The organism is Alcanivorax sp., assembly GCF_002733835.1.
Classification (GTDB): Bacteria; Pseudomonadota; Gammaproteobacteria; order Pseudomonadales; family Alcanivoracaceae; genus Alcanivorax.
On record NZ_NVWY01000010.1, the window covers coordinates 23,974 to 39,363 of the forward strand.

At 60.5% G+C, this 15,390-nt stretch carries 9 protein-coding genes; 7 read left to right on the forward strand and 2 right to left on the reverse strand.

Annotated elements, in window-relative coordinates:
- Positions 1–64: 64 nt before the first annotated feature.
- Positions 65–1,147, reverse strand: a complete 1,083-nt coding sequence (locus COA55_RS07060; protein WP_290501156.1) for a DUF3080 family protein — start codon at positions 1,145–1,147, stop codon at positions 65–67.
- 189 nt (positions 1,148–1,336) lie between these two features.
- On the opposite strand from COA55_RS07060, the gene COA55_RS07065 reads away from it, so the two are divergent.
- From COA55_RS07065 to COA55_RS07090, 6 genes are all read left to right on the forward strand, one after another.
- Entirely contained in the window at positions 1,337–6,871 is a 5,535-nt protein-coding gene (locus COA55_RS07065; protein WP_290501206.1) for an MG2 domain-containing protein, read from the forward strand.
- Positions 6,872–7,172: 301 nt separating this feature from the next.
- On the forward strand, positions 7,173–7,667 hold the full coding sequence (locus tag COA55_RS07070) for a transposase (RefSeq protein WP_290501157.1): 495 nt from the start codon (positions 7,173–7,175) through the stop codon (positions 7,665–7,667).
- A gap of 192 nt (positions 7,668–7,859) precedes the next feature.
- Positions 7,860–10,181, forward strand: a complete 2,322-nt coding sequence (gene pbpC, locus COA55_RS07075) for a penicillin-binding protein 1C (protein ID WP_290501158.1) — start codon at positions 7,860–7,862, stop codon at positions 10,179–10,181.
- A 134-nt stretch (positions 10,182–10,315) separates the two neighbouring features.
- Positions 10,316–12,544 (forward strand): molybdopterin-dependent oxidoreductase, encoded by a 2,229-nt coding sequence (locus COA55_RS07080; protein ID WP_290501159.1) that lies wholly within the window; start codon positions 10,316–10,318, stop codon positions 12,542–12,544.
- Between the two features lie 86 nt (positions 12,545–12,630).
- Positions 12,631–13,422, forward strand: coding sequence for a BamA/TamA family outer membrane protein (locus tag COA55_RS07085; protein WP_290501160.1), 792 nt, complete (start codon positions 12,631–12,633; stop codon positions 13,420–13,422).
- Positions 13,404–13,658 (forward strand): hypothetical protein, encoded by a 255-nt coding sequence (locus tag COA55_RS07090; protein ID WP_290501161.1) that lies wholly within the window; start codon positions 13,404–13,406, stop codon positions 13,656–13,658. The genes COA55_RS07085 and COA55_RS07090 overlap by 19 nt, the downstream gene beginning before the upstream one ends.
- An 86-nt stretch (positions 13,659–13,744) precedes the next feature.
- Here COA55_RS07090 and COA55_RS07095 read toward each other — a convergent pair whose 3' ends face one another.
- Positions 13,745–14,263, reverse strand: a complete 519-nt coding sequence (locus COA55_RS07095) for a lipocalin family protein (protein WP_290501162.1) — start codon at positions 14,261–14,263, stop codon at positions 13,745–13,747.
- 300 nt (positions 14,264–14,563) lie between these two features.
- Between COA55_RS07095 and COA55_RS07100 the strand changes: the two genes are divergently transcribed.
- Positions 14,564–15,199 (forward strand): SDR family oxidoreductase, encoded by a 636-nt coding sequence (locus COA55_RS07100; protein ID WP_290501163.1) that lies wholly within the window; start codon positions 14,564–14,566, stop codon positions 15,197–15,199.
- Positions 15,200–15,390 lie beyond the last annotated feature (191 nt).

Here is a 15,390-nt window from a genome sequence, read left to right on the forward strand (position 1 = left end):
TCACCGACACCCGGAAGTATGTGGACAACTGTTCTCGCAAGCATTCGCTTTGTAGACTTTTTGTTTAGCCTTCTAGGTCAATATTTGCACTATCGTCCAGTTTTTGCGCGCCACCGGGCATCAGGTCGCATTGCCGCAGGCGCTCCTGCCAGAGCGAGACATGGTGCTTGAGCGCCCGGTTTAACCGGGTTTGCAGGCCTTTATCAGAGAAATAATGCGCCAGCCATTGAGCAAAGGCGGGGGGCGTGGGGCTGAGCAGTTGATCTATCTTCGCCAGGGCGTTGGCCAGTTGCTGGCGTTGGCGTTGTGCCTCCGCCAGGGCCTGTTGTACCCGGCTGCCCCAGATATTGTCCAGCACATTGCGCAGTTTTCGGGCCCGCGGCGTGGGCCGTCCTTTGGGGCAAAGCGCCACCGGATCAATATTTTCGAGCAAGGCATTGCCGCGCTCCAGCTCTCGCAGAGCCAGTGCCAGCCGCCGCAGCAATTGCCCGCCCACCTGGCTGTGGGCGATTTGCTGTAACCGGGCTTCCAGGCCGAACAGTTGCTCCGGGCTTGGCATGGCCTCGTTCTCAACCGGCGACTGGGCCAGTTGCGTCAAGCTCAGCAGAGCGGCCTGGCTGTCTCCGGCCAGTGCGGATGGAGACTGGCTGAAAAACTGGCGGAATTCCTCACTGGCGACCAGTGCGTTCCAGTACAGGGCCGGTAGTGCCGCCTGCTTCTCCGCTACCACCTGTTCCAGCAGAGCCGTCAGCTCGGCATCATCCAGCTTGCCGTTTGCCAGACACAGGCGAGCACGTCGGATAAAGGTGACTTCATGTTTTAAACGCAGGGAGTCGGCCTGCAACTTGCCCAATATGCTATTGCGCTCGCTGATCAACGTCATCAGGTTGCAGTGGCGCAGCTCCAGGTACTCAAGCAGATTGACCCGCTGCTCCGGAATCGGTTGCTGGAGTTCCCGGTTACCCGGATAGACCAGCACCGGTAGCGGGGCCCGTTCCGGGACCGCTTGCCCTGACAATCGAGCCAGCCGTGACAGATAATCCTCCCAGCGGGCGTCATCGCTGTTGCCGGGTATCAGCCACCAGAGAGTGACAATCATCAGGGCAATAGTGATGATTATCAGGACTCCGTTTTTTGTTTTTATCACCGGATTCTTCCTTGAAACGGGGTTTATGGCTTGCGTCGCTCTTGCCGCCAGATTCAGCATGGAATGGTGACTGTTGCCGCACGACTGTCCCATGTCTGTGGTATGTTTCCCACGTTAATCATTTTGCCGTGGAAGAGTCTCATGCCAAGTCGGGGTTTGTCGTTTTTTCGTCTCTTGATGTTGTGGACTGTGCTGTTGATCGCAGCCTGTGATGATGCGGGTGATGCCAGCCGCAACGAGGAGGGCAACAGCGTTGCCGCTGAGCAAAACGACGCTGACCAGCAGGTATCTCCTCTGGATGATCGTTGGCAGACTCACCTGGCGGCCCTGCCGGCAGGCACCATCAGCGCCCGTGCGCCTTTGGTGGTGCGCTTTAATCATCCAGTAGCCACCCCTGATCAACTGGACAAGCCTCAATCCGGGGTGGTGCGGCTGTTACCGGAAAGGGCGGTGACGGCGGTGTTTACCGCCGAAGACCGGCTGGAAATTCGCCCCTCCGAACCTCTGCCCGGCGGAGAATCGCTGACGCTGGTGTTGTACGCCCAGGGGCTTGCCAACGTGGACGATGCCTTGAGCCCTGCCGAATTTTCCCTGCAGGTGCTGCGCCAGCAGATGAGCCTGACGGTGGCGTCTCTGTTGCCCACGGACGATGGCAGCGAGATGGTATTGCGCGGCAGCCTGGAGACCCGCGATCTGTCGGACCAGGCTCACGTAGAGGCGGTACTGGATGCCCGCCAGAACGACAAGACCCTGACGATTAACTGGCAGCATGACAGTGCCGGCCTGCGCCATGATTTTTCGGTGAGCGGGATTGTGCGCGAACAGCAGGCCAGTGATGTATCACTGCGCTGGGATGCGGCGCCCCTTGGCGTGAACAACCAGGGCAACCGTCACTACACGGTGCCGGCACTGAAAAACTTCGCGGTAACCAATGTGCGGGCGGTCAGTTATCCCAAACCCCACGTCCAGGTGAATTTTTCCGAGGCCCTGAAAGCGACCCAGAACCTGAAAGGGCTGGTCACGTTGAATGGCAAGGCGCCCCGCGTGGAAGTGGATGGCAGCACCCTGCGCATTTATCCGCAGGATGAGCTGGAAGACGATGTGAAGCTGGTGATTGACGGCAGCCTGCGCTCCGCCAGCCAGGGTCGTCTGACGGACAAGCTGGAAAAAACCGTTACCCTGATGACCAGCAAGCCAGGGGTGCGTTTTGTCGGCGACGGCACCATCCTGCCCGATGGCAAACAACTCAGCGTACCGTTTGAAGCGGTGGGCGTGCACTCGGTGAAAGTGCAGGCGTTCCGGGTATTCGATGACAACATCGGCCGGTATCTGCAAGGCAGCGAACTGAATGAAGCCGACATGGATTCACGCAGCGGCCGCTACCTGTGGCAGAAAACCCTGACCCTGCCGGGTAATAGTGATGGCTGGCAACGCTACCAGCTGGACCTTACCGAGCTGATGGCCAAGCATCCCAATGGTCTGGTGCATCTCTCCCTGATCATCGACGGCGACGATATCAGCTACAGTTGCCCCGATGGTGCCCTGAAGAAAAAAACCACCTTGCCGGACAGCTACGAAGGCCCAGGGCAGGATCAGGATCGTTCTGATGTTTATCAGAATTATTATGCCGACGCGGGCTACCTGAGCTGGTACGAAAAAGACAATCCCTGCTCCGACAGTTACTACCAGTACAACGACCTGGCCAGCAGTACCCGCGCTTTCCTGGCCTCCAACCTGGGTCTGATCGCCAAACGCGGCCAAAACGATACCCTGCTGGTGGTGGCCACCGAGCTGGACAGCAACACCCCCGCCGAAGACGTGGTGCTCAAGGCCTATAACTACCAGCTGCAGCAGGTCGGCATGGGGCTTACCGATGCCGAGGGCATGGCCAGCCTCTCACTGGACGGATCCGCGTATTACCTGGAAGCGGTCAAGGACCGGGACAACGGCTACCTGAAACTGGCCCGCAACCGGGCCCTGCCCACCAACCAGTTCAACACCGGTGGCCAGCAAGTACGCGATGGACTGAAAGGCTTCTTCTACGGCGAGCGGGACGTGTGGCGCCCCGGTGATGACATTCACCTGACCTTTATTCTGGAAGACCAGGACAACACCATCCCCGACGGCCACCCACTGATGCTGGACTGGTTTGATCCCCGTGGTAACAAGGTGAAGAGCTATACCCTGGACAAGCCGGTGGGCGATTTTTATGCCTTCACACTACACACAGAAGAGGACGCGCCCACCGGCAACTGGCGTGCGGTGGCCCGGCTGGGTCAGCGTTATTTTGATACCCCGATCCGGGTGGAAGCGATCAAGCCCAACCGGCTGAAAATCGAGCTGGATCTGCCGGAAACGCTCTACACCAACCAAGCCACCGACATCGGGCTATTTACCCAGTGGCTCAACGGTGCCACCGCCGCCAATTTGAAAGCCGATATGAAAGTGCGGGTGAGTGCGCGCACCACCCGTTTCGACGGCTACGACGCTTATCACTTCGACGATCCCACCCGCAAGCTCAGCAGTGAGCCGTTCACCGCCTTTGATGGCAACGTGGACGGGCAGGGCAACGCCACCGTGCCGCTCACGGTGAATGTGGAACAGACCCCGGGCATGCTGCGCGCCACCCTGACCACCCGCGTGTTTGAAAACAGCGGGGATTACAGTACCCAGATTCGCAGCGTGCCGGTGTACCCGTTCAAGCATTGGGTGGGCATGCGCATTCCCGAAGGCAGCGGCTGGGGCGGGGCGCTGTCCCGTGAAGGCCGGCATGCCATCGACCTGATCAGCCTGGACAGCGACGGCAAGCCCGACGCCAGCCGGCCGCTGGATATCAGTGTCTACCAGATTGATTGGCGCTGGTGGTGGGACCGGGCCGGAGATGACCTGAGCAACTACATTAGTGACCCCAACACCAAACGCGTAGCCGATGCACAGATCACCACCGACGCAGAAGGCCGCGCCCAGTGGAATCTGAACGGCGAAGACTACGATTGGGGTCGCCATCTGATTCGCATTTGTGACCGGCAAAGCGACCACTGCACCGCACAAACCGTGTACCTGGGCTGGAGCTGGGAGCAGGCCAGTGGCAGCCAGGATGCGGCCACACGGCTGTCCCTGTCCGCAGACCAGGACCGTTACGCCGTTGGCGACACGGCCCATATTCAATTACCCGCTGTCGCCAAGGGCCGCCTGCTGGTGAGCCTGGAAACCGGCTCACGGGTACTGGATCATTACTGGCTGCCCGCCAACGGTGAAGCGCAAACCCTGGATATCCCCATCACCGCCAATATGGCGCCTAATGTGTACGTGCATGTGGCGTTGCTACAGCCGCACAGTGGCCGCAACAACGACCGGCCCATTCGGCTCTATGGCCTGGTGCCGCTGTTGGTGGATGACCCGAATACTCGTCTTGCCCCGCAAGTGAGCGCCCCGGACAAGGTGAAACCGGAAGACACCTTTACCGTGAAGGTCAGTGAACAGCAGGGCAAATCGATGACCTACACCCTGGCGCTGGTGGATGAAGGCCTACTTGGCCTGACCAACTACCAGACCCCGGATCCCCACGACAGCTTCTATCGCCGCGAAGCCCTGGGGGTGCTGACCTGGGATCTGTTCGACATGGTAGTGGGCGCCTACGGGGCAGAACTGGATCAACTGCTGGCACTGGGCGGCTCCGACGGGGCCGACGATGGCCGGGAAAAGCAGCGTCGCCGTTTCCCGCCGGTGGTGAAGTTCCTGGGGCCGTTCACCCTGGAGGCCAATGAAACCGCCAATCACGAGATTACCTTGCCGCCGTACATGGGCCAGGTGCGGGCCATGGTGGTGGCCGGTGACAACGGCGCCTATGGCAAGGCCGAAAAGGACATTACCGTCACCCAGCCGCTGACGGTGCTGAGCACCTTGCCACGGGTGCTGGGGCCGGGGGAAAGCGTGTCGCTGCCGGTGACCGTGTTTGTCACCGACGACAGCCTGAAAAAAGTCACCCTGACCGTGGACGCCGATGAAGACCTGTTCGAGGTGGAGCAGGGCAACGCCACGCTGACCTTCACCGGCCCGTCCGATCAGATTGCCATGCTGAAAATCACTGCCAAACAGCAGGTGGGTACCGGTGACATCACCGTCACCGCCAAAGGCGGCAAACATCGCGCCTCGGAAACCGTGCACCTGCCGGTGCGCGCGGCTAACCCGCCCACCACCCGCGATACCCGTAAAGTGCTGGCGCCCGGTGAAATCTGGGCGCTGGAATCGCAGCCCCATGGCATGGCCGGCACCAATATCAGCACCATGGTGGTCAGTGCCTTGCCCGCCATGGGCCTGGAGCGCCGGTTGGACTACCTGCTGCGCTACCCGCATGGCTGCATCGAGCAGACCACCTCATCGGTGTTGCCGCAGCTGTACCTGAATCAACTACTGCAACTGGATGAGCAGCAAAAGCAGGAGGTGCAGGACAACGTCACCGCTGGCATCGAGCGCCTCAAGCGCTTCCAGCTGGCCGATGGCGGTTTCAGCTACTGGCCCGGCCTGGCCAATGCCAGCGACTGGGGCACCAGCTATGCGGGCCACTTCCTGCTGGAAGCCAAACGGCTTGGCTACGCGGTGCCGGCCACCATGCTGGATAACTGGACGGCCTATCAGGTCCGCCGCAGCCAGAGCCTGGGCGATCGCCCCTGGCAGTGGAGCGCGGAAGCCTACCGCCAGTACACCCTGGCCCTGGCCGGCAAACCGCAGGTCGGTGCCATGAACCGGCTGCGCGAGCGGCTGCAAATGGCCAAGCCGGATTACTCACGCAGTGCCAGTTATCACAGTGGCCGCTGGTTGCTGGCGGCCGCCTACCTGCAAATGGGCCTGGCCGATGTGGCGGCGGAGCTTACCGCCAACGCTGCCGCTGATCTGGAATACGATGGCGCCAGTTACACCTATGGTTCCTTGCTGCGCGATCAGGCTATCCGCCTCACCGTGGCCGATGCCCGTGGTGATACCGCCGCGGCCTGGACCCTGGCGCAGGACATTGCCAGCCAGCTGTCTGCCGATCACTGGTACAGCACCCAGACCACCGGCTGGTCACTGATGGCCATGGCCCGCTATGCGGGCAGCCAGAGCGATGAGCAGGGCTATCAGTTTGCGATCCGTGAAGGCAAGCAGTCTTGGCAGGAAATAGCCGTCACCTCACCGGTGTATCGCCAGGCACTGACCGATAGCGAATCTGCGCAAGCCTTCAGTGTTCGTAACGATAGCGAGCGCAAACTGTTTGTCACCCTGAGCCACACCGGCACGCCGTTGCCGGGTAACGAGCAGGCCAGCAGTGACGGGCTCAGTCTGACCACACGCTTCCTGGCCGATGGCAAACCGGTAAACCCGGCCAGCTTGCCCCAAGGGCAGGATTTTGTGGCCGAAGTCACCGTGACCAACACCGGTAACCGCACCCTGGAGAACCTGGCCCTGACCCAGATCCTGCCGTCCGGCTGGCAGATTACCAGCAGCCGGCTGGATGGCAGCGCCGACGACCAGGAGCGCGTCACGTACCAGGATCTGCGCGACGATCGTGTCATGCATTACTTCGACCTGAAGCCGGGCAACAAGCACAGCCTCACCGTGCGCGTGGCGCTCAATGCCTCCTTCGCCGGGCGCTTCTACCTGCCCGCCTGGAACGTGGAAGCCATGTACGACGGCACTCGCCAGGCCCGCAGCAAAGGGCAATGGATCGAGGTGAAACGCGATTAGACCCAAATGCTCAATGTCGGCTTACGCCTTTAGGCTAAGCCGACCTACGGGCAGTGACCAGGTGATATTTTGATGCCCTGTCGTAGGTCGTGTTAGGCGTAGCCGTAACCCGACATCCAGCCTCGTTGCTCGCAGCACATGCCAATGTCGGATTACGGCTTGCAGGCTCTCTGTGCCCTTGGGTGAATCCGCCGTACACGGCGATGGCATTGCTTACGCTGGGTTGCGCGCATCCCTTCTCGTTTACCTCCTTCATCGCGCCAATACTCGTCAATTCATGTACTGAAAAGACGGGGCTCACATGCATTACCGGCGCCATTACCTCCCCGGCGGCTGTTATTTCTTCACCGTGGTTACCCATCAACGCAAACCGGTTCTGACCGAGCAACCCACGATCAATGTGTTGCGCCATGCCTTCCAATGGGTGCAAAAACGCCACCCCTTGCGCATCAATGCCATCGTTATCCTGCCGGACCATCTTCACTGCATCTGGACCCTGCCGGAAACGGACCATGACTTTTCAACCCGCTGGCGTTTAATCAAGGGAATGGTCACAAAACATGGCCAAATCAACACGCCGATCTGGCAAAAACGTTTCTGGGAACATACCCTTCGAGACGAGCATGATTTGCAAGCCCATACCGATTACATCTACTACAACCCGGTAAAGCATGGTTACGTCCTTCAACCCGCCGATTGGCCCTACAGCAGTTTCCGCCGGGATGTGGCCCGTGGGTTGTATCCCGCTGATTGGGGAGGCAACCCGTTGTTGCCGGACAATCTCGGTAACGAGTAAGGTCGGATGTCGGACCGTAGGTCGAATTAGGCCGAAGGCCGTAATCCGACAGCCCAAGGTAGTGCCACGTCTAACCCTTGTGTCGGATTACGCCTTTAGGCTAATTCGACCTACATGCCGGCGCCTGACCGTAGGTCGTGTTAGGCGCAGCCGTAACCCGACAATGGGACTGGTTCCGGGCTCTCTCCTCCAATGAGTCTGCGGCACATCCTCCTGACCCTTCTAATCACCGCCGTGCCGGTGATGGCTGCACTGCAGTTCTGGCCGCTACCGGAGCGGCTCACGAACACCCCTTATGCCACCCTGATGCTGGATCGTAATGACCGCCTGCTCGGGGCCCGTATCGCGGCAGATGAACAATGGCGCTTTGTGCCGGTGGAAACTCTGCCGGACAAATATCGCCGTGCCTTGCTGAGCTACGAAGACAAACGCTTCTTCGCCCACCCGGGTGTGGACCCATTGGCCATTGCCCGTGCGGCCTGGCTTAATGCCCGCGCCGGGCGGGTGGTCAGTGGCGGCTCCACACTCACCATGCAGCTGGCCCGGTTGTTACGGGATGATCCGCCCAGAACCCTATCGGAAAAGGCCCGCGAAGCGGTGCTGGCCCTGCAGCTGGAGTGGCATTTCAGCAAGGATGAGGTACTGATCGAGTACGCCAGCCGGGCTCCTTTTGGCGGCAACATCGTTGGATTGCGGGCCGCCGCCTGGCGCTATTTTGGCCGTGAACCGGCGGCGCTCAGCTGGGCGGAAGCGGCGCTGCTGGCGGTGCTGCCCAATGCCCCCTCGCTGATTCACCCCGGGCGGAACCGGGAGCGGTTGCTGGCCAAACGCAACACTTTGCTGAACGCTCTGCACAGCCAGGGCGACCTGTCGACGACGGACCTGAAGCTGGCCTTGCTGGAGCCCTTGCCCGATGCCCCCAGACCGCTCCCCGGCAGTGCCGACCACTTGCTTACTTCCCTCAGTGCCAGCAGCCCGCAGCACCTGTTTCACACCACCCTGGATGCGGACCTGCAACATCGCGTGCGCGAACTGGCGCGCCAGCATGGGCAGCGGTTAGCGGGGGAGGGGGTGCATAACGTGGCGGTGGTGGTGATCGATCACATTGATTTGGCCACTCGCGCCTATGTGGGCAACATCACCCACGGCGATGCCCATGAGTATGGCGCCGCCGTGGATATCGCCAGCGCCCCGCGTTCCACCGGCAGTGTTCTCAAGCCCTTGTTGTACGGACTCATGCTTGATGACGGCTTGCTGCTGCCCGATACCCTGGTGCCGGATCTGCCCACCAACTACGGAGGCTTCAGCCCGGAAAATTTCGACCATGCCTACCGGGGGGCGGTCCCTGCTCACCAGGCGCTCAGCCAGTCGCTGAACATTCCCGCCGTGCGCATGTTGCGTGAATACGGGCTGGGCCGCTTTCACAGCCAGTTGCAACGCATGGGCATGGGCACCCTGTTTCGCAGCGCGGAAGACTACGGCTTGACGCTGGTGCTGGGCGGGGCGGAAGGCACGCTTAGCGAACTCACCGGCATTTACGCGCGCCTGTTTGCCAGCGCCCTGCAGGCCCCGCCCTACCCGGTGGCGGTGCTGCAATCCGCCATGGCCGACCGCCAGCCCGGCGTGCCGGTGCTCAGCCCCGGTGCCGCCTGGTTAACACTGGATGCCCTGCGGGACGTGGCCCGGCCCGGCACTGCACGGCAATGGCGGCTGTTCAGCTCCAGCCAGCCCATTGCCTGGAAAACCGGTACCAGCTATGGCCTGCGCGATGCCTGGGCCATCGGCAGTAACGGGCGCTATACCGTGGGGGTCTGGGCGGGCAACGGCAATGGCGAACCGGCACCCACGCTGGGCGGCGCCGCCACCGCTGCACCGCTGATGCTGGATGTATTTAGCCTGCTCGGGCCGGCCCGCTGGCCGGAACCGCCGTTGGCCGACCTGAAAACCGTGCGTGTATGCAGCGACGATGGTTATCTGGCCGGCGGACGTTGCCCCACGGTGGAGCGGCTGGCCCCACTGCACAGCCATTTTGAAACCGTGACGCCGTACCATGTGCGCGTGCATCTGGATAGCAACGGCCAGCGGGTGCATAGCCAGTGTGAGCCGGTCAGCGCCATGCGCCACCAGGACTGGTTTGTGCTGCCGCCAGGGCAGGCCTGGTTCTACCAGCGCCGCCACCCGCACTACCGGCCCTTGCCCGCCTGGCGGGATGATTGTCTGGCCGGCGCCAGGGCCATGAACAGCGAGCCGCCCATGGCGTTGATCTATCCCCATGCGGGCACGGCCATTTATATTCCGGTGGAACTGAATGGCCGCTTGGGGCGGGCGGTATTTCGTGCCGTCCATCAACGGGCTGACGCCACGCTGTACTGGCATCTGGATGCTGCTTATCTGGGCGAGACCCGGCATTTCCACGAATGGGCGCTCACCGCCGAGCCCGGCTGGCATACCCTGACACTGGTGGATGATCAGGGCTTTCGGTTAAAGCAGCGCTTCAAGGTGCTGGGTAAGTGAGATGCTTCACGCAGGCATGCTACACGCAATCACGCCGGCCAATCCTTTGCGCGCCGTAAAACCGCACATCCACCGCGCCTTTTTGCCGTGAATCTGATAAACAAGGACTCTCAACGCAACGAACGGGGCCAAGGATGAAGCACCTGCACTATCACACCTGCAATCTTTGCGAAGCCATGTGCGGTATCGAGATAGAGCACTGCGGCGATGACATACAAGCCATTCGCGGGGACAAGGCCGACCCGTTCAGCCGTGGTCATATTTGCCCCAAGGCGGTGGCCCTGCAGGATCTGCACAACGACCCGGACCGCCTGCGCCACCCGGTTAAACGTACCGCCGATGGCTGGGTGCCGATCAGTTGGGATGAGGCTCTGGACGAAACCGCCCAGCGACTCCACGCGATACAACAGGAGCACGGCAAGAATGCGGTGTCCCTGTACCTGGGGAATCCCACAGCCCACAATCACGGTGCCCTGTTTACCCTGTTGCCGTTTACCCAGGCGCTCAACACCCGCCAGCGTTACAGTGCCACCTCGGCAGACCAGCTGCCCCATCAACTTGCGACGTATCAGCTGTTCGGCCACCAAGCGCTGTTTCCCATCCCGGATATCGAGCGCACCGATTACTTCATGATTATTGGCGGCAATCCGCTGGCCTCCAACGGCTCCATCATGACGGTTCCCGACGTCAAGAACCGCATCAAGGCGTTGCAAAAGCGCGGCGGCAAACTGGTGGTGGTGGATCCGCGTCGCACCGAAACCGCCCGGGTGGCGGACGAGCATCATTTCGTGCGACCAGGCACCGATGTGTACCTGTTGTTGGCGCTGGTTCAGGTGATGTATACGGAATTGCTGGTGGCGCCGGGCCGCCTCGAGTCCCTGCTTGATGGCAAGAAAACCCTGGAAAAGCTGGTGGCGCCGTGGACCCCGGAAAAAGTGGCAACGGCAGTGGGGCTTTCTGCTGATCATATCCGCAAACTCGCCCGCGACATCGCCAATGCGCCCAGCGCGGCGGTCTATTCCCGGGTGGGCGTTACCACCAGTGCCCATGGCGCGCTCAGCGCCTGGCTGGTTTACGTGATCAATATCCTCACCGGCAACCTGGATCGGGAAGGGGGCGTGATGTTCACCAACCCGGCCTTTGATATTGTCGCCATGAGTGGCCTTAGCGGTGATACCGGCAGCTTCGACCGTTACCGCAGCCGGGTAAACGGTTACCCGGAATTTGGCGGTGAATTCCCGGTGACCGCCATGGCCGATGAAATGCTCACGCCGGGGTTGGGGCAAGTGAAGGCCTTTATCTCCCATGCGGGCAATCCGGTGTTGTCCTGCCCGGATGGCAGCAAGCTGGACCGGGCCCTGGCCGGGCTGGATTTCATGGTCAGTATTGATCTCTATATCAACGAGACCACCCGCCATGCCGACATTATTCTGCCGCCCACCGGGCAGCTGGAACATGGCCAGTTTGACCCCATTTTTCAGGCGGTGTCAGTGCGTAACGTGGTGAAATACACGCCACCTCTGGTGCCCCGCCCGGAGGGTATGTTGCACGATTGGGAAATCCTGCTCGGGCTTACTACGCGGTTGAATCGGCTTAAGGCACGCAGTCGACGCAGCCGCTTGAAGGTGGCGGCCACTGACCGCTTTGTCCGCAAATTGGGTGACACCGGCATCATTGATCTGGGCCTGCGTCTGGGGCCCTATGGCAGTGGCGGCAAGGTCATGGCCGATCTGAAAAAAAACGGCCTGCATACACTACCCAAAGTGGCCTGGCGCCTGCTGCGGGGAAAGAGCCGTGGGCTGACCTTCAAGAGCCTGCAAGCGGCTCCGCACGGCATTGATCTGGGGCCGCTGACGCCCATGTTGCCCCAGCGTCTGTTTACGCCCGATCAGCGCATCAATCTGGTGCCCGCGCTCTACCACCGGGCCTTGCAAGGTTTGCCGGTGCCTTCTGCTCCGGAAAAGGATCAGCTGCTGATGATTGGCCGGCGCCATATCCGCAGCAATAATTCCTGGATGCATAACAGCCAGCGCCTGATCAAAGGCAAGGGCCGCTTCACGGTGATTGTGCACCCGCAGGATGCCCAGCGGCTGGGTGTGGAAGAGGGGGCGGATGTGACCATCAGCGGCAGCGCCGGCAGCATCACGCTCCCGGCCAATATCAGTGACGACATCATGCCCGGGGTGATCAGTGTGCCCCATGGTTGGGGCCATGACCGTGACGGCGTGCAGCTGGAAATTGCCCGCTCTACCCAGGGCAGCAGTGTGAACGATGTGATTGGCACGGAAAGGGTGGAAGCGGTAACGGCCATGGCACAGCTCAATGGCATTCCCGTCACGCTGGCCCCTGCAACCTGCCCGTGAGAGTCGCTCCGTGGCGAGCGGCGGCATGTGTTGTCGGGTGTCTGTCTCTGCCTTGCGCGGCGGCAGTTACCGAAACCGATACCTTCATGGCGAATGTGGAGAAGGGCACTCACGGGCCCAACCTGGAAAAAGGCAACTGGGTAGTGGCGCCCATCCCCGTGTCGAACCCCACCATGGGTACAGGTCTGCAACTGGCGACCCTGTACCTGCACCCGTCCCGCGATGGCAATGGTGGCCCCAACCCCACCAGCGGCCTGGGCGCCATGTATACCGATACTGACAGCTGGGTGGTGGGGGCCTTTCATCAGGATTATTTGCTGGATGATCGTTTGCGGGTAACGGCGGCGGCCGGTACCGGTTCCCTGAAATTGAAATATTATGGTTTGGGGGGCGAGGGTTTCCTTGCCAATAATCCACTGGATTACACCATCGACATGGCCATGGGCTTTGCCCGTGCCCAGTGGCGCCTGCCGCAATCCGATCACTGGTTCCTGGGCCCGGCGCTGATCTACTCGGATGGGGATGTGGAGATGGAGTTCGATCAACGGGTCGCCGGGTTACCGGGCGTGAACAAGGATATCGCCGTTGGCGGTGCGGGCATGGTGTTGACCTACGATTCGCGGGACAACAATTATTTCCCCACCCAGGGCATCAATTTCAGTGCCTCCTATTTTGATTTTGGCGAAGCCATGGGCAGCGATTTTGATTACGGCAAAACCCGGCTGGACCTGAGCTATTACAAACAACTGTTCCCAGATCTGGTGCTCGCCACCAACGGCGCCTGGGAAAGCACCTCGGGCGGGCGCCGTTTTTCAATCAGGCGTCGGCAGGGGTGCGCGGGTATAACCGGGGCGAGTACATGGACGATGATGCACTGAAAGCCAGCATTGAAGGCCGCTATTCCGTTTTGCCGCGTTGGGTGTGGGTGGGGTTCTACGATTATGGCTGGGTCAACGGCAGTGATGAGCCTATCTTCAACGGCAAAACCGCCCACAGCATCGGTACCGGCTTGCGCTGGCAAACCACCCCGAGCAAGCCTCTGCACATTGGTGTGGATGTGGCCTTCACGGAAGACGATACCGTCTTCTTTATTCAGTTGGGCGAAAGTTTTTAACGCTTGAGCGGGCTTTCCGTTGCTTCGCCTGAATGTCAGGTTACGCCTTTCAGGCTAACCTGACCTACGACTTGAGCAAGGGCAGGTCACCACTCCTGGGGCACCTTTTGTAGTTTGTCCAGCGAGTAACCGCGCTCTCGGGCGATGCCCAGCAGGTGTTCGTAGGTCTTGGCATGCAGCTCCGGGCTGCGCGCCATGATCCACAGGTAGTCCCGTTTCTGCCGCCCCACGATGGTGGTCTGATAATTCGGGTCCACATACAGCACCCGGAAATCCGCTTTGAACGGCCAGAGAAACCGCATTCCCCAGATTGCCGGGTTCTCGTCGCTGACAAAGCCGGTGGGCGTCATGGTTTTCAGGTCCCCGTCGGGGGCATCCTTGCGGAAGGTGAAGGTGGTCGCAATTTCATTGGGGCCGGCCCGGCGGTAGGTTTCGGTGGCGTTATGGGCGCCTTTTTCGGGAAAGGTGGGGATATTGGCGATCACATACCACTGGCCCATAAAGCGATCCAGGTCGAACGGATCTGCCACTTCAATCGGTGCAGTCGGTGTGGTTTGGCAGGCGTTGAGCATAATCAGGCTCACTATCAACAACATTGGGCGCATAGGTCTCTCCATAACCCGGAGCATCGCATCAACCGGTGCAACACCAGGTGAAGCTGGGCGCCAGTCGTTTCCTTGCCACCCACACACCTCGCATTTCGCTCTTTTGTAGGTCGACTTTACCCGAGGGCACAGAGAGGCCGAAGGCCGTAAGCCGACATTCAATGTCGCCGCCGTCCCATGGGGCGAGTGTCGGATTACGTCTTTAAGACTAATCCGACCTACAGAGGCAGGTCCGTCCCCTTGAAAGTCCGGTGTGCCATCACAACACCTGTTAATACCCATCCGGAAAAGGAGAACCGCGTGAACGTTCTTATTGCAGGCGCAAACGGCAAAATTGGTCGTCGGCTGATTCCCCATCTGGCAGCGGACAATATTCATGTGACCGCCATGGTGCGCGATGCGGCCCAGGCTCAGTCCCTGAAAGAGCTGGGCGCTAACGGTGTGGTGGTGGCCGACCTGGAGGGCGACTGCCGTGAGGCGTTGAAAGGGCAGCACACGGTTATTTTCACGGCGGGCTCCGGTCCTCACACCGGCCCGGACAAAACCATCGACGTGGATCAGAATGGCGCCATCGCGCTGGTGGATCAGGCGAAAGAGCAGGGGGTAGCCCGATTTATCATGGTTAGCTCCATGCGGGCCGATGATCCGGACAGTGGCCCGGAAAAAATGCGTCATTACTTTGAAGCCAAAGGCAACGCAGACAATCACCTGCGCAGCAGTGGTCTGGACCATGTCATTGTCCGCCCAGGGCGTCTCACCGAGGAACCGCCGCTAGGGAAGATAAAACTGGAGCGCAAAATAAAGGATTTTGGGGAAATCTCCCGCGAAGATGTGGCCAAGGTGCTGGCGGAAGTCACCCGTATGGAGGTCCGCAACCAGGAGTTTGATGTTATCTCCGGTGAGAGCCCCATTCGGGATGCCCTGCAAGCTATTTGATCCCCGGGTTCAATGTCGGCTTAGGCTTAGGCTTAGGCTTAGCGCGTAGGTCGTGTTAGGCGAAGCCGTAACCCGACATCTGGCCTCGCCATGGAGGTAAACGGCAAATGTCGGCTTACGCCTTTAGGCTAAGCCGACCTACAAAACTACAAAACCAATACTTCCTCTTGAATTGTTAGACAAAAATACTC